The organism is Streptomyces sp. CRCS-T-1, assembly GCF_024442335.1.
GTDB classification, from domain to species: Bacteria; Actinomycetota; Actinomycetes; order Streptomycetales; family Streptomycetaceae; genus Streptomyces; species Streptomyces koelreuteriae.
In genome coordinates, this window is the sequence record NZ_CP101651.1 from 1,515,322 (window position 1) to 1,528,718 (window position 13,397).

The window sequence follows — 13,397 nt, forward strand, 5'->3', positions numbered from 1 at the left end:
CACAGTGGCAGAGAACCCCGAGCCGGAGGCGCGGGCCCGGCGGGCGGCGATCGCGGACGAGCTGCGCCGGCTCGAGGAGAGCGCGATGTACAGCGCCCAGACGCAGTTCGAGACGGCGAAGCACTGGCGGGGCGTGCATCTGATGATGGGCATCCCCACCAGTCTGCTGGCCGCGGTGGCCGGTACGACCGCGCTGGTGGAGTCGACGGGGCGGATCGCCGCCGGCATCCTCGCGCTGGTGTCGGCCGGGATCAGCGCCGTCATGACCACGGTGAACGCGCCGCTGCGCATGTCCCACGCCACGGGCTGCGCCAACGCCTATCTGGAGGTGCAGACGGCCGCCCGGCAGGCCCGGACCGTGGACCTGCCCGTGCTGCCCGTCGACGAGGCCCGGCTCGTGCTGGCGGAGTTGACGGCCCGCCGGGACGAGCAGAACCGGGCCGCCGATCCCCCGGGCCGACGCGCCTACCGGCGCGCCCAGGCCAATATCGGGCGCGGCGGCCAGACGTACGCGGTGGACCACGACCGTCCGGCGGCGGGACGGTCAGTGCCGACGGAGCGCCCCGGAGCGGCGGAGTCGTCGTACGGCTGAGCGCAGTTCCGTACCGCGCGTGGGTGAACCGTCGACGGGGACCGAGGCGAGCGGGGGTTCCTCGGGCGTGACGGCGTCGCTCGCCCAGAGGGCGAGTTCGCGGTCCCGGGGGCCGTACGCCGTATAGGCCACGCCGTGGTCGGCGTCCGGGGCGCGGTCTCCGAAGACGCGCACCGGATGGGCCTCGTCCCAGCGCTCCCAGCCCGGGTCGCCGTCCGCGGCGAAGCGCGCCCAGGCCGTGTGCATCGCGTCGGCCAGGTCCTGCGGGGCGCCCTCCCCGGCCAGTTTGCGGGCCTCGGGGACCTCCCCGGTGTCGAAGACGAAGCCGAGTTCCAGCGCGTGGCAGGCGCCGAGGTCGGGGAGGTTCGAGGGCCAGGCGAATTCGTAGACGTAGGAGGGTTCCGTCCGGGCGTCGGCCAGGTGGTGCAGGGGGACGCGCAGGAGGTGGTCGGTGACGAGCTGGCCGACGAGGTCCGCCGTGCTCGCCTCGGGGTGCAGGGCGCGGTAGCCGCGCGGGACCTCGCTGCCGCAGTGGCAGCGGGCCATGGCACCGGCCAGGGCGACGGCTCCGAGGCGGTCGACGCGCTCCAGGAGGCCGCCCGGGACCAGCCACAGCCGGTACTCGTCCCGGGTCCAGCCCATCAGCAGCTCGACGCCGGGGGCCGCGCCGCCGTCGATGAGGGCCTGAAGGGGGTCGCGCGGGACGGTGTCGCCGTCGACGACGATGCCGAAGGCGGGGCCGCCGACGACCGGGCTGCTCAGCCTGCCCACCTCGGCCTGGGCGCTCAGCAGCAGGTCGCGGTCGACGGCGGCGAAGGCCTCGGCGGTGGCGGGGATCTTCAGCCGGGTGGCCATCCGGCGGACCATCCGCCGTACCTTGGCCCGCTCGGACGCCTCGGGCGGCCCGCTCTGCAGGATCGCCCGCCGGACGAGCCCCTGGGTCTGCGGGGCGGCGACGAGGGCGCCGATGCTGATCGCCCCGGCGGACTGGCCCGCGAGGGTGATGCGGCCGGGGTCGCCGCCGAAGGCCTCGATGGCCTCGTACACCCAGGTCAGGGCCGCTATCTGGTCGCGCAGGCCGGGGTTCGGGGGCGTGTCCGGGAACAGTCCGTAGCCCTCGACGCCCAGCCGGTAGTTGACCGAGACACAGACCACCCCGTCACGGGCGAAGGCATGGCCGTCGTAGACGGGTACGGCGGAGGAACCCCTGGTCAGGGCGCCGCCGTGCAGCCAGAGAAGGACCGGGAGACGGGCTCCGGGGGACGGGTCGGGGGTCCAGACGTTGAGGTTGAGGCAGTCGTCGCCGGGCACGACCGGGTCGGACAGATAGTGGGCGAAGGCGCCGGAGTACGGGGGTTTCGGCGGGGTGGGGCCGAAGGCGGCGGCGTCCCGGACGCCGTCCCAGGGCGGGAGCGGGACGGGCGGACGGAAGCGGCGGGGGCCGAAGGGGGGCGCCGCGTACGGGATGCCGCGGAAGACCGCCACACCCCGCTCGAACCTGCCGCGTACGGCCCCGTACGGGCTCCTGACCACGGGATCCGTCTGGTCTGCCGTCATCTGCCCACCAGCCCTTCGCCGAGCTCGTGCACCGGTATCACCAGAGCACCACATCGCTCACGGGTATTCCGGTGCACGAGCCGGCTGGACGGCTATTTGGCGTACATCAGGGTGCCGAAGCCGAGCTGGTCGTAGCCGCCGCTGTCGCTGCCGTAGTCACCCCCTCCGCCCTCGGGGGCGACGGAGAAGCACATCTGGGAGATGTACTTGTCGTCGAGGAGCAGGCGCCTGCCGTAGTGGTAGTGGAGCATCGCCCACACGGGTCGGACCTGGCCGCGCGACCCGGCGCCGGGCACGGTCTGCGACTGCGGGGAGCAGTTCTGGCCGCTGCCCCAGTTGTAGGTGGTGAAGGGCACGTCCATGTTCAGGTTGTACTTGGCGACGTACTGGGCGGCCTTCATGAAGCGGCGGCCGTCGTACGAGTAGAGGTCCTCGCCCTGGTTCCAGGCCATCTCGCAGATCGCGCCCATCTGGCCCATGCCCATGACGGTGTGGCCCTGGTCGCGGCCGGACTCCTGCCACTGGCCGAGGTCGTAGCCCTCGACATTGCTGTACAGGAACGGGACGGCGTTCTTGATGGAGCCGTTCCCGGCGCCGTTCTTGAAGTAGGTCACGGCCTGGTCGTACTTGGCGCCGTCGTTGTTGAGGATGCCGATAGCCAGGACGGAGGCCATGTTGCACAGGTCCCAGTTGGCCCAGTAGTTGGTGATGCAGGCGTCGTTGTGGCCGGTCAGGAACTGGTTGTTGAGCGGGTAGAAGACGTTGGCCATCATCTCCTGGAAGGCGCCGAGGTCGAACGCGCTGTAGTCCCGCATGAGTTCGGCCGCGTTGGCGAACTGCCAGCCGTAGAGGCCGGCGGCGAGGAACCGGTCGGCGTTTCCGGTGACGGTCGTCAGGGTCGTCGCCCAGGCGTTGAGGATCCGGGCGGCGCACTGGGCGTTGGCCTCGGTGCCGCCGACCCTCCAGCGCAGCGCGTTCTGGTAGGCGGCGGCGATGTCGTTGTAGAGGAGGCCGTAGTTCTGTCCGGTGCCGCCGCGGATGATCGTGGCGGTGGCGCGGTTGGTCCAGGTGGACTGGGAGTGGGAGTTGGCGACGAGCTTGTTCCAGCCGGACAGCCAGGGGTCGTCGCCCGCGGCGACCCTGACCTTGGCGCGGTTGATGTCGCCTGCGTTGTGGAGCATGCCGGGGTGGGTGAAGGTGCCGGGGGCGGCGTCCGCCGTGGTGGCGGTGGCTCCGGCGCCGAGGGCGAGGGCCGCGGTGAGGCCGCCGGCGGTCTTGAGCAGACCGCGGCGGCTCACCCGGCCGCCCTCGTGGTGCGTGTGGGGGGAAGTGCGGCTCATGTGGGGGCTTCTTTCGTTCGGTGGAGGCCTACAGGGGGGTGATGCTCACCTCGTCGAACTCGGTGGTGCTGCGGGCCAGGGGGTCGCGGGAGCAGACCACGAGGCCCACGTAGTAGGGGGCGTCACCGAAGCCGGGGAGGTCTCCCTCGGCGAGGGGGGTGAAGGTGGCGCCGCCGTCGGTCGAGGCGGATGCGGTGAAGTGCGTCCCGGTGCGCCTCAGCCGCAGCAGGCAGGGGGCGGTGACGGCCGCGTTGCCCGTGAAGGTGGACTTTCCGGCGACGGTCGGGCGCAGCATCAGCTGGGCGCTCGTGCCGCCGGTGACGATCGCCCCGGCCGCCTGGTCGAACGGCGACAGGGACTTGGCCATCAGCAGGCCGACCCGGTCGCCGCCGGCTCCGGAACGGGAGACCAGGCGGACGGTGACCTCGCAGTCACCGCTGACGGGCCGTCGTACGAACTGGCCCGTCATGCCCTGGTTGTTGACGGTGAGGTCGGTCCCGGCGCCCCGCACCACGAAGGTCCCGTCCTCGTGGGCGGTGGAGCCGGGGGTCTGGACGGCGACCACGCCGAGAGTGCCGTAGGCGCGGTCGTCGAGGATGACATCGCCCAGGTCGCCGTGGCTCCAGGGCGCGGGCGGCGGGGTGCCGACCGTGAGCGTGAGGGTGCCGGTGGTGTCTCCGGCGGCGTTGCCCGCGCCGGCGGTGACGGTGAACTCGCCGGTCCGGGTGGGGGTTCCGGAGATCAGGCCGGTGCGCCTGTCCAGATGGAGGCCGTCGGGGAGTCCCTTCGCCGTGAACCGGATCGGCTCGTGCGCGGCGCGCAGGAGGTGCCGGAAGGGGACGCCTTTGTTCGCGAACGCCGTCGTGGGTGAGGTGAGTCGGGGCGCGGACGGGGTCGGCATCGCGGCCTTCGCCGCCTCGGACAGGGGCCCGCGCCCGGAGCTGTTCGTCTTGGCGACGGCGTAGTGGTACGTCGTGCCGGGCCTGCCGGTGGCGTCGGCGTACCGGACGCGGGTGCCGAAGCCGACGGGGCCGATGCCGGTCGCGATCGTCCGGAACGGGCCCTTGGCGGAGGTGGAGCGCAGCACCGTGTAGCGGGCCGAGAGGTCCGGGTCGGTCCAGGCCAACTCGACCGCGTCGGCGCCGGCGACGGCCCGGAGGTCACCCGCGGCGCGGGCCGGGCGCGGCACGGACCAGACCTCACCGCCCGTACGGGAGACGACGCTGACGTTGTCGAAGGCGCCGGTGCCGGTCTCGGCGTAGTCCTCTGCCACTCCCAGGCAGGAGGTGAGGGTGAGTCCGACGTGCACGGTCCTGCCCACCTCCACGTCACTGGAGCCGACTTCGGTCCAGCGGACGCCGTCCGGGGAGATGGCCCCGGTGCAGCGGTCGCCCTTGCGGGTCACCCGGACCCAGTAGGGCATCCGCAGCCGGTAGCCGTCGCCCGCCCCCTCGACGTAGGGGGCCCGGAGCGGGGTCGCCGACTCGGGCAGTTCGCCGAGGGAGGAGATCGGGAAGGCGGCGCCGGTCGTGATCGCCTGTTGCTGGGAGGGCGGCACGGGCGTACTGCCGGTGCCCTTGATCCCGGCTCCCGCCTTGGCCCGTACGCTCCACACTCCGCTCCAGGTGTGCAGCGGCAGGCCCTGGATCAGCATGGCGGCGTGGGCCGCGTCCGCGTCCAGCCCGGCCCGTACGGTGACGCCGATCCTGGAGTACTGGGAGCTGAGCGGCCATACGATCCGCGCGGTGATGGTGCCGTCGCCGCGCAGCGGCAGATGGGCCAGGCGGTGGGCGTCGGCGGTGCCGGAGGCCTCCAGCACGAACCGCTCGCCGTCGAAGACCGCCGCCCCGGGGATTCTGACGTCGCCGATGTCCCGGGTGGACCAGGGGGCGGGCAGGCCGGGCACTGCGGAGGCCCATGCGGAACGGCCGCTCCTGCCCTGGGAGTTGACGGCTGCCACGGTGTAGTAGGAGGTGCGGCCGGGGCGGGCGCGGCGGTCGGTGTACGTCGGCTCGCCGAGACCCGTGGCGATCTTCTCGTACGGCCCGTCGGGGCTGCTCGCCCGCAGGACGGTGTACGACTCGGCCCACGCCGAGGGCAGCCAGGCCACGGTGACGGACCGGTCGCCGCCGACCGCAGTGACCCCGGCCGGGGCCGTCGGTACGGACGGGGCCGGGGCCTTCGTACCGGCGAAGGTGAGGGTGCCCCAGCCGGGCAGGTCGTCATTGCTGCCCTCGACGACGCGGGCGCCGCCCGTGCCTCGGAAGACGGCCGCTTTGGTGTAGGGGGTGTCGAGGCCGCGGACACCGGCGTAGTGCGCGTACGCCATCTCGTAGATGGGGGGCAGGGTGCCGCGTCCGACGGCCGAGACCGACGTCTTGACGTACTTGCCGGTGCGGTCCAGGTCGGGGACGAAGGGGACCTCGCCGCCGAGGTTGTAGCGGGCGGCGTACTCGGTGTTCTTCAGCAGCCGGTTGTCGTCGAAGGCGTACAGGTCGACGCCCTGGTTCCAGGCGACCTGCGCGGCGTCGGCGAGCAGGCCGACGGCGAGCTGCTCATGGCCCTGGTCGCGGCCGGACTCCTGGCCCTGGCCCGCGTCGGTGACGATGCGGTGCGGGACGCTGCCGTTGCCGGCTCCGGCGGCGGCGAAGCGCAGGGCGTCCTCGAAGAGGGTGGGCTCCTCGCAGAACACGCCGATGGCCAGGATCGACTGGACGGAGGTGAGGTCCCAGTTGCCGTTGGCGTAGAGCATGTAGCCGGAGATCGCCGGATACCAGACGCGCAGGAAGGACTCCTCGCAGCGGGCGATGTCCTCCTTCGCCCAGCCGTCGTAGCCGCTGTGGCGCAGCAGTTCGGCCGCGTTGACGAACTTGAAGACCTGGAGGCCCGCGCCGAGCGGCCCGTCGGCGCCGGTGATCGCGGTGAGGGACGCCGACCAGGCGTTGAGGATGTCCCGGGCCTTGTCGGCGTAGGCGCGCTCGCCGGTGAGGCACCACATCAGCGCGGTCTGGTAGGCGGCGGCCGAGTCGGCGACGGCCTGGTTCTGGAAGTTGGTGGGGCCCCGGCCCCAGGAGGTGATCTGGCCGGTGTTCTGCACGGCGTATGTCGCCTTCGAGCGCGCGTGGGCGGCGAAGGCGAGGTAGCCGTCGTAGACGGGCGATTCCTTGGCGGCGACCGCGGCCTTCATCCGGGCCAGGTCGTCGGCGCTGTGCAGGAGTCCGGGGTGGGTGAACGTCCGGGGGGCGGCGGCTGTGGCGGCCCGGGCGGTGCCGGGGGCGAGCAGGCCGCTCGCGCCGGACACCAGCAGCAGGGCGGCGGTACCGCCGAGGAAGCCCCGGCGGCTCGGTGCGATCGGTCTCAGGGGGCTGGTGCTCATGACGCGGCGGCCGCCTCGGCGGTGGTGAGGAACTTGAGGTTCAGCACGTGCTCGTTGGCGTGCATCGGGACGGTGTCGGTGGTGAGGTACCAGGTCGGCTTCTTCATCGAGTCGGCGATGACCGTGCCGTTGACGACGAGGTTCTCGAAGGTGACGTCCTTGATGGCGTGCTTGGCGTCGTAGCCGAGCAGCAGGCAGGTGGCGAGCGGCTTGCCCGTGTAGGAGAGGTCCTTGATGTGGACGTTCTGGATGCCGCGGCCGACCGAGGTGTTGTACTTCGTGTTGTACGCGATCCGCATGTGGATGAGCTGGCCCCAGCGGAAGTCCTCGACGCGGACGTTGTCGACCTTCACGTTCTTGATCAGGTTGCTGTCGCCGGGGTTGAGGGCGATACAGCCCTGGTAGCCCATCTGGGGCTCGCGGTGGTCGCAGATGTCGAGGTTCCTGAAGGTGAGGTTCTTCAGCACCTCGGGGTTGTCGGTGTTGCCGTGCGTGCCGACGTTGATGGGGTGGGCGACGTCCGCCCAGAGGGTGGAGTTGCGGACGGTGATGTTGCTGGTGTCGCCGTAGTACTCCCAGCGGTGGGTGTATATGGCGATGCAGTCGTCGGAGTTGCGCATGAAGACGCCGTCGATGACGACGTTGCTGCTGCAGAAGACGTCGATGCCGTCGCCCCAGCCCTTGGAGCTGAAGGAGCCGAGGCCCTTGATGGTGACGCCGGTGGCCTCGCCGAGCTGGACGGCGTAGCCGTTGGGGTTGAGGACGGTGACGGCGCCGATGGAGATGTTCCGCGAGTTCTCCACCAGGGCGCCGCCCGCCGCCGTCCCGGCGAGGACGCCACGGCCGGCGATCCCCGCGTGCTCGACGTTCCGGAAGACGACGGTCGCCTTGAGGACGGCGCCGCCGTCGAGGTACACGGTCTTGCCGGAGGGGACGTTCAGATAGCCGTCGGCCGTGGTGTGGACGCCGGGGCCGTAGTAAAGGACGTTGGGATCGTCCTGCTTCGGGACCTTCTTCTCCACCGCGCGGGCGAACAGATGCAGGACGTCGAAGATGTCGTCGTTGATCTGCACGACGACATTGCGCGGCCGGTCGAGGGTGAACCGCAGGGTGTCGCCGCCCACTTCGGGCTTGATGCCGTAGGAGTCCGGTCTGACCCGGACCTTGGTGGTGCCGCCCTTGAGATAGGTGACCTCGACCTCGACGGAGCCCTGGAAGTCGAAGTACGCCAGCGACGAGTTGTAGATCTTGCTCGACCCCGTGGTCGGGTTGATCTCGCCGAGCTGGGGGCGCCAGATGTCCAGCGTCTGCCACTCGCCGTCGGGCGCGGTACGGACCCGCACCCTGAAGCTGGTGTTGGTCGGCATGGCGGCCGGACGGAGGTAGGTCACCAGCTTCGGCGCGGCGGCCGACGCGTCGGCGCGGGCGGCCGTGGCCGTGAGATCGGTGAGGCCCGCGGCGAGCACGGTGGCACCGGCCGCCTGGAGGGCGCCGCGGCGGGACAGGGACGGGGTCATGGTGAGCTCCTTGCGGATACGAAGGCGGGAGACGGCCGAGGTCACTTCAGGCCGGTGGTGGACATGCCGGCGACGAAGCCGCGCTGGGCGATCAGGAAGATCAGCAGGATCGGCACGACGTACATCACGGAGGCCGCGGCCTGGAGGTTGGCCACGGGTGTTCCGGCCGAGGTGACGTAGGTGGACATCACGGCGACGGCCAGGGTCGACCTGTCGGTGGAGAGCAGCAGTTGCGGGGCGATGTAGTCGCCCCAGGACCAGGTGAAGGCGATGACGAAGCTCGCGGAGAGCACCGGCCAGGACTGGGGCAGGAAGATCCGCCAGAAGATGGTGCCGTAGCCGCAGCCGTCGACGATCGCGGCCTCCTCCAGCTCGCGGGGCAGCCCGGCGAAGAACTGCCGGAAGAGGAAGACGAGATAGGGGGCGGCGGCCAGTCCCCAGAACACCCACGGCCAGTACGTGTCGACCATGCCGAGCTTGGCGAAGATCAGATACGTCGGCAGCAGGGTGATCATCTGGGGCAGCATCATCGAGCCGATGAGGATGCCGAACAGCGTCTTCTTGCCGGGGGCGTCCAGGCGGGCGAAGCCGAAGCCGACCCAGGCGGAGCTGAGCGTGACGAGCGTGGCGTAGATCAGGGCGATGATCAGGGAGTTGCGGGCGTAGCCGAGGAAGTCGATCAGATTGAAGGCGTCGGCGAAGTTGTGCCACTGGACCTGGGTGGGCAGCCAGTGCACGGGCGAGGCGGCCAGCTCCGCCGGGGTCTTCAGGCCGGACAGGATCAGCCAGCCGAAGGGGCCGATGAACAGGCCGGTGAGGGCGACGAGGACCGTGTAGAGGACGAGACGGTTGACGCGCACCCGCACCCGGGGCGCGGCGTTCGGGGGCAGACTGGTGGCGGTCACTTCTTCGCCTCCGGGTCGACGTTGTAGAACACGACTCCGGACGTGAACTTGAAGATGAGTCCGGTCACGATGAGGATCAGGACGAAGAGCACCCACAGCAGTGCGGAGGCGTAGCCGTAGCGGCCGAGCGCGAAGTACTGCGAGAACACATGCATCATGTAGAGGTAGTTGGACTGCGGCAGCGCGGTGACGCCGGCGGTCGTGCCGTCCGGGGAGAGCAGCAGCGGCATGATGGTCTGCACCGAGGCGATCACGCCGGTGACCGTCTGGAAGAGCAGGACCGGCGACAGCAGCGGCACGGTGATGCTGCGGAAGGTCCGCCAGGCGCTCGCCCCGTCGATACGGGCGGCCTCGTGCAGTTCGCGGGGCACGTCCTGGAGCCCCGCCAGCGAGATGATCATGACGTTCCCGGCGGCCCACAGCACGCTCATCAGCAGCACGTAGCGGGCGTAGGGGTCGGCGAGCCAGCCGAGCGCGTCGAAGCCGAAGAGGGTGATGACGCCGTTGGCGGCACCGGAGTTCTGGTCGAAGAGCGCCTTGAAGGTGAGGCCTACGCCGACCGGGGGCACCACGGCCGGGAGATAGAGCAGGGTGCGGAACAGTCCGCGTGCCTTGATGGGCCGGTTGACCTGGACCGCGAGCCCGAGCCCGGCGATGATCGACAGCGGCACCGAGGTGAGGGCGAACAGGCCCGTGCGACCGAGGGAGTTCCAGGTCTGCGGGTCGGAGAACAGCTCGGTGTAGTTTCCGAGGCCGACATAGCTCCAGTGCGGCGAGATGCCGTCGTAGGTGGTGAAGCTCAGCCACAGCGCGTACGCCATGGGTACGACGGTGAGCAGCAGGAAGCCGATGATCCAGGGCGAGGTGAACAGGTAGAAGGCGCGATGCCTGCGCGCGGTCATGGAGATCCGGGGCCGCTGGGGCGGCGCGGTGCGGCCGGTGCTCTCGACCGGGCCGGTCCGCCCGGTGGCGGGTATCTGGTCGACCGTCATCCCACCTGCTCCTTACCGCGCTTCAGCTGCTCGTTCATGACCGAGTTCAGGCGGCCGGCCAGGGCGTCGACGGACAGGTGGCCGTTCATCGCGGCCGGGGCCTCCTGGTTGAACAGGGCGTAGAGGGAGTCCGCCGTGGCGTAGGGGGTGTAGGCGATCACCGAGAAGTGCTTCAGCTCGGCGTTCTGCACCTTGAGCACCCGCTTCTGGTAGTCCTCCTGGGCCGGCATCAGCGGGCGCAGGGACTTCAGGGTGGGGATGCCCCAGCCGCCGGCGGCGCGGGCCTTGGCGGGTCCCTCGCCGAAGAACCATTCGAAGACCCGCCAGGCGGCGTCCTTGTTCCTCGCCTTCCTCGGCATCCACAGGCCGGTGCCCGCCTGGCAGGGGCTGACCCGCCGGCCGCCCTCGAACACCGGGGCCGGTGCGAGCCGGGCGTGCGGCGCCAGCTTCTTGTCGGAGTTGATCAGGCCGCCGAGCCAGTAGCCGGAGTTGGACATGGCCATGCGGTTCGCCTGGAAGGTGGGCCCGTCCCAGGTGTTGGGGTCGGGCTGGACGATGCTGGGGCCGACCCTGGCCCTGCCGTACTCGATGTACCAGTTCAGCGCCTTGCGGGCCTCGGGGGTGGTGAAGTCGACGCGGGAGAAGTCGTCGGTGAAGAGGCTGCCTCCGGCCGCCACGGTGAGACTCGCCAGCAGATTGGGCGTGAGCACGCCGTTGTAACTGCCGCCGAAGACGGTCGTCTGGCCGTTCTCGCGCCGCGTCAGTCGCCCGGCGGTCTCCAGCCACTCCTCGAAGGTGACCGGCTCGGTCTCCGGCGGGTGCGCCTCGCCGGCTCGGTCGAAGAGCGCGGTGTTGTACCAGTACATCGAATCCTGGGAGAAGTCCTTCGCCATGCCGTAGCGGGGGCCCTTGCCCTGGGTGCGGCCGTCGAAGCGCCACAGGTCGTTGACCGGGTCCAGGTCGTCGGCCTTGAGGACGTCGCTCCCGGCGAAGTACGGGTCCAGGTCCTCCATGACATCCCGCGCCGCGAAGTAGGGCGCGTCCGTGGCGCCGACCCCGCGCACCAGGTCGGGCGGGGCACCGTTGGTCATCATCCCGATGAGCTTGGTGATGTCGTACCGCACCGTGACGATCTTGACGCCGAGGTCCTTCCGGGCCTGCCTGACCAGCTCCGGGGGGAAGTCGTCGGGCTTGGCCATCACCGTGACGGTCTCACCGCCGCCGCCGACGCCACTGGAGACCTGCATCGCGCAGCCGCTCAGCGTCGCCGCGCCGGTCGCGGCGCCCGCTGCCGAGAGGGCGAGGAATCGGCGGCGGCTCAGGGAAGCACCAGCACGAGGGTGCATGAACGCACCACCTCCTTGCGGTTCCGGCGCGCTTGGCAACCGGTTGTTGTGCGTGGGGCAGAGCTTCTTCCGGTCGGCAGGGCGCGTCAAGGGCCTTGACGAATTTTCGAAAAGACTGTGTAACCTCGGCGTCATCAGCGCGAGGGCGGGTCAGACCTGCTTTCGGTCGGCATGATCAAGCCATCGGAGCGTGCGCCCAGCGTCGTGACCAGGGGATGTCCGCGAGGTCGAGCCGGCAACAGATTTGGGAACCGGTTGTCTAACGGGCCGTCTGGGCGTCGAGGCGTCGGCGGCGGTGCGCACAGACCCCGCCGACCCTCACCGAAACCGCAGTAATCGATTTCCACGGCCAGGTCTCACAGCGAGCCGCACAGTCGGCCCACCTCCCCGACCAGATCCCCCCGACCACACCCACCCCACTCCCCCACCCCACCGACCTCACCCTCTCCGGTCGCGCCACGACCTGCTCTCATCAAGGGCGTTGCACCGAACCGGCGTCCCCCGCAGCGATCACCGCCCCGCCGATTGACCGCCGCTTCCCGGCGGATCTACGGTAGAAGGCGCTTTCTGAAACAGTTTCCGTTCTCCGTCCTCTGCTCCAGGAGAGTCATGCCCAGCCCTCAGCTGCCGCGGACCGTGTTCGCGATGGACCCGGTGCACCTCCCGCTGCTCTTCCCTCCGCCGCTGATGGAGCGACTGAGGCGTACGGCCGATATCGACCCCGGGCTGGTGGTGCGGGACTTCGCCGATCCGGCCGCGGCCGGTGTCCTGGCGTCCGCCGAGGTGCTGATCACCGGCTGGGGCTGTCCGCACCTGGACGCCGGTGTCCTCTCGGCGGTGCCGAAGCTCGACACCGTGCTGCACGCGGCCGGCTCCGTGCGCTCCCTGGTGGGCGAGGCCCTGTGGGAACGCGGGGTCACCGTCTCCAGCGCGGTGACGGGCAACGCCCTGCCCGTCGCGGAGTACACGCTCGCGATGATCCTGCTGGTGGGCAAGGACGCCTTCGACCATCGCGAGCACTTCCGCAGCACCCATGCCTATCCGGGCCCCGGCGAGACCGCCGCGACCGGCAACCTCGGCCGCCGTGTCGGGGTCATCGGCGCGTCCCGGGTGGGGCGCCGGCTGCTGGAGCTGCTGCGGCCGTTCGACCTCACCGTCCTGCTGCACGACCCGTATGTGAGCCCGGCCGAGGCCGCCGCGCTCGGGGCCGAGTCGCTGTCGCTGGAGGAGCTGCTCGGACGCAGTGACATCGTCAGCCTGCACGCCCCCGACATCCCCGAGACCCACCACATGCTCGACCGCGACCGGCTCGCCCTGGTGCGGGACGGGGGCGTGCTCATCAACACCGCCCGCGGTGCGCTGGTCGACCACGAGGCACTCACCGGCGAGCTGGTCTCGGGCCGGCTCAGCGCGGTCCTCGACGTCACCGACCCGGAGCCGCTGCCCGCCGGATCCCCGCTGTACCGGCTGCCCAACGTGTTCCTCACCCCGCACATCGCGGGCTCGCTCGGCAACGAACTGGAGCGGCTGGGCCGCATCGTGGTCGAGGAACTGGAGCGCCTGGCGGCGGGGGCGCCGCCGGTGCACCAGGTACGGCACGCGGATCTGGCGCGGGTGGCGTGACGCCGTGACGGGTGGGCGGTACGGACTCACGACGGGCCCGGGTTCACGGCGGCCCGGACTCACGGCATGCCAGGGTCCGGGCACACTGCTCGTGACGAACGGGCGGCCCGGACTCACGACGGGCACGGGCTCACGGCGGCCCGGACTCA

The 13,397-nt window shown here is 70.8% G+C and carries 9 protein-coding genes; 2 read left to right on the plus strand and 7 right to left on the minus strand.

The window, feature by feature from the left end; genetic code table 11:
- The first annotated feature begins 4 nt into the window (after window positions 1–4).
- The gene (locus NNW99_RS06705; protein ID WP_251057729.1) at window positions 5–592 is read left to right on the plus strand and encodes an SLATT domain-containing protein; all 588 of its coding nucleotides are present in this window, start codon (window positions 5–7) and stop codon (window positions 590–592) included.
- On the opposite strand, the gene NNW99_RS06710 is transcribed toward NNW99_RS06705, so the two are convergent.
- The 7 genes from NNW99_RS06710 to NNW99_RS06740 all read right to left on the minus strand — a co-directional run bounded on the left by NNW99_RS06710 (window position 545) and on the right by NNW99_RS06740 (window position 11,625).
- A complete protein-coding gene (locus tag NNW99_RS06710; RefSeq protein WP_215117776.1) occupies window positions 545–2,149 on the minus strand; it encodes a carboxylesterase/lipase family protein in 1,605 nt (534 codons plus the stop codon). The genes NNW99_RS06705 and NNW99_RS06710 overlap by 48 nt on opposite strands.
- A gap of 92 nt (window positions 2,150–2,241) precedes the next feature.
- A complete protein-coding gene (locus NNW99_RS06715; protein WP_215117777.1) occupies window positions 2,242–3,489 on the minus strand; it encodes an alginate lyase family protein in 1,248 nt (415 codons plus the stop codon).
- Window positions 3,490–3,517: 28 nt separating this feature from the next.
- Complete coding sequence (locus tag NNW99_RS06720) at window positions 3,518–6,865, minus strand: alginate lyase family protein (RefSeq protein ID WP_215117778.1); 3,348 nt, start codon at window positions 6,863–6,865, stop codon at window positions 3,518–3,520.
- The gene (locus tag NNW99_RS06725; RefSeq protein ID WP_215117779.1) at window positions 6,862–8,382 is read right to left on the minus strand and encodes a glycosyl hydrolase family 28 protein; all 1,521 of its coding nucleotides are present in this window, start codon (window positions 8,380–8,382) and stop codon (window positions 6,862–6,864) included. Before NNW99_RS06725 ends, NNW99_RS06720 begins: the two co-directional genes overlap by 4 nt.
- Before the next feature lie 41 nt (window positions 8,383–8,423).
- The gene (locus NNW99_RS06730) at window positions 8,424–9,287 is read right to left on the minus strand and encodes a carbohydrate ABC transporter permease (protein ID WP_215117780.1); all 864 of its coding nucleotides are present in this window, start codon (window positions 9,285–9,287) and stop codon (window positions 8,424–8,426) included.
- Window positions 9,284–10,279 carry a carbohydrate ABC transporter permease gene (locus tag NNW99_RS06735; RefSeq protein WP_215117781.1) on the minus strand — a complete coding sequence of 332 codons (996 nt, stop codon included), beginning with the start codon at window positions 10,277–10,279 and terminating at the stop codon, window positions 9,284–9,286. The genes NNW99_RS06730 and NNW99_RS06735 overlap by 4 nt, the downstream gene beginning before the upstream one ends.
- Window positions 10,276–11,625, minus strand: a complete 1,350-nt coding sequence (locus tag NNW99_RS06740) for an extracellular solute-binding protein (RefSeq protein ID WP_215117782.1) — start codon at window positions 11,623–11,625, stop codon at window positions 10,276–10,278. The genes NNW99_RS06735 and NNW99_RS06740 overlap by 4 nt, the downstream gene beginning before the upstream one ends.
- A 609-nt stretch (window positions 11,626–12,234) precedes the next feature.
- On the opposite strand from NNW99_RS06740, the gene NNW99_RS06745 reads away from it, so the two are divergent.
- Window positions 12,235–13,248 (plus strand): hydroxyacid dehydrogenase, encoded by a 1,014-nt coding sequence (locus NNW99_RS06745; RefSeq protein ID WP_215117783.1) that lies wholly within the window; start codon window positions 12,235–12,237, stop codon window positions 13,246–13,248.
- Window positions 13,249–13,397 lie beyond the last annotated feature (149 nt).

What these genes read in the sequence shown, in the direction of transcription:
- NNW99_RS06710 (WP_215117776.1), bottom strand. Translation starts at nt 2,149, where the DNA reads ATGACGGCAGACCAGACGGATCCCGTGGTCAGGAGCCCGTACGGGGCC.
- NNW99_RS06715 (WP_215117777.1), bottom strand. Translation starts at nt 3,489, where the DNA reads ATGAGCCGCACTTCCCCCCACACGCACCACGAGGGCGGCCGGGTGAGC.
- NNW99_RS06720 (WP_215117778.1), bottom strand. Translation starts at nt 6,865, where the DNA reads ATGAGCACCAGCCCCCTGAGACCGATCGCACCGAGCCGCCGGGGCTTC.
- NNW99_RS06725 (WP_215117779.1), bottom strand. Translation starts at nt 8,382, where the DNA reads ATGACCCCGTCCCTGTCCCGCCGCGGCGCCCTCCAGGCGGCCGGTGCC.
- NNW99_RS06735 (WP_215117781.1), bottom strand. Translation starts at nt 10,279, where the DNA reads ATGACGGTCGACCAGATACCCGCCACCGGGCGGACCGGCCCGGTCGAG.
- NNW99_RS06740 (WP_215117782.1), bottom strand. Translation starts at nt 11,625, where the DNA reads ATGCACCCTCGTGCTGGTGCTTCCCTGAGCCGCCGCCGATTCCTCGCC.
- NNW99_RS06745 (WP_215117783.1), top strand. Translation starts at nt 12,235, where the DNA reads ATGCCCAGCCCTCAGCTGCCGCGGACCGTGTTCGCGATGGACCCGGTG.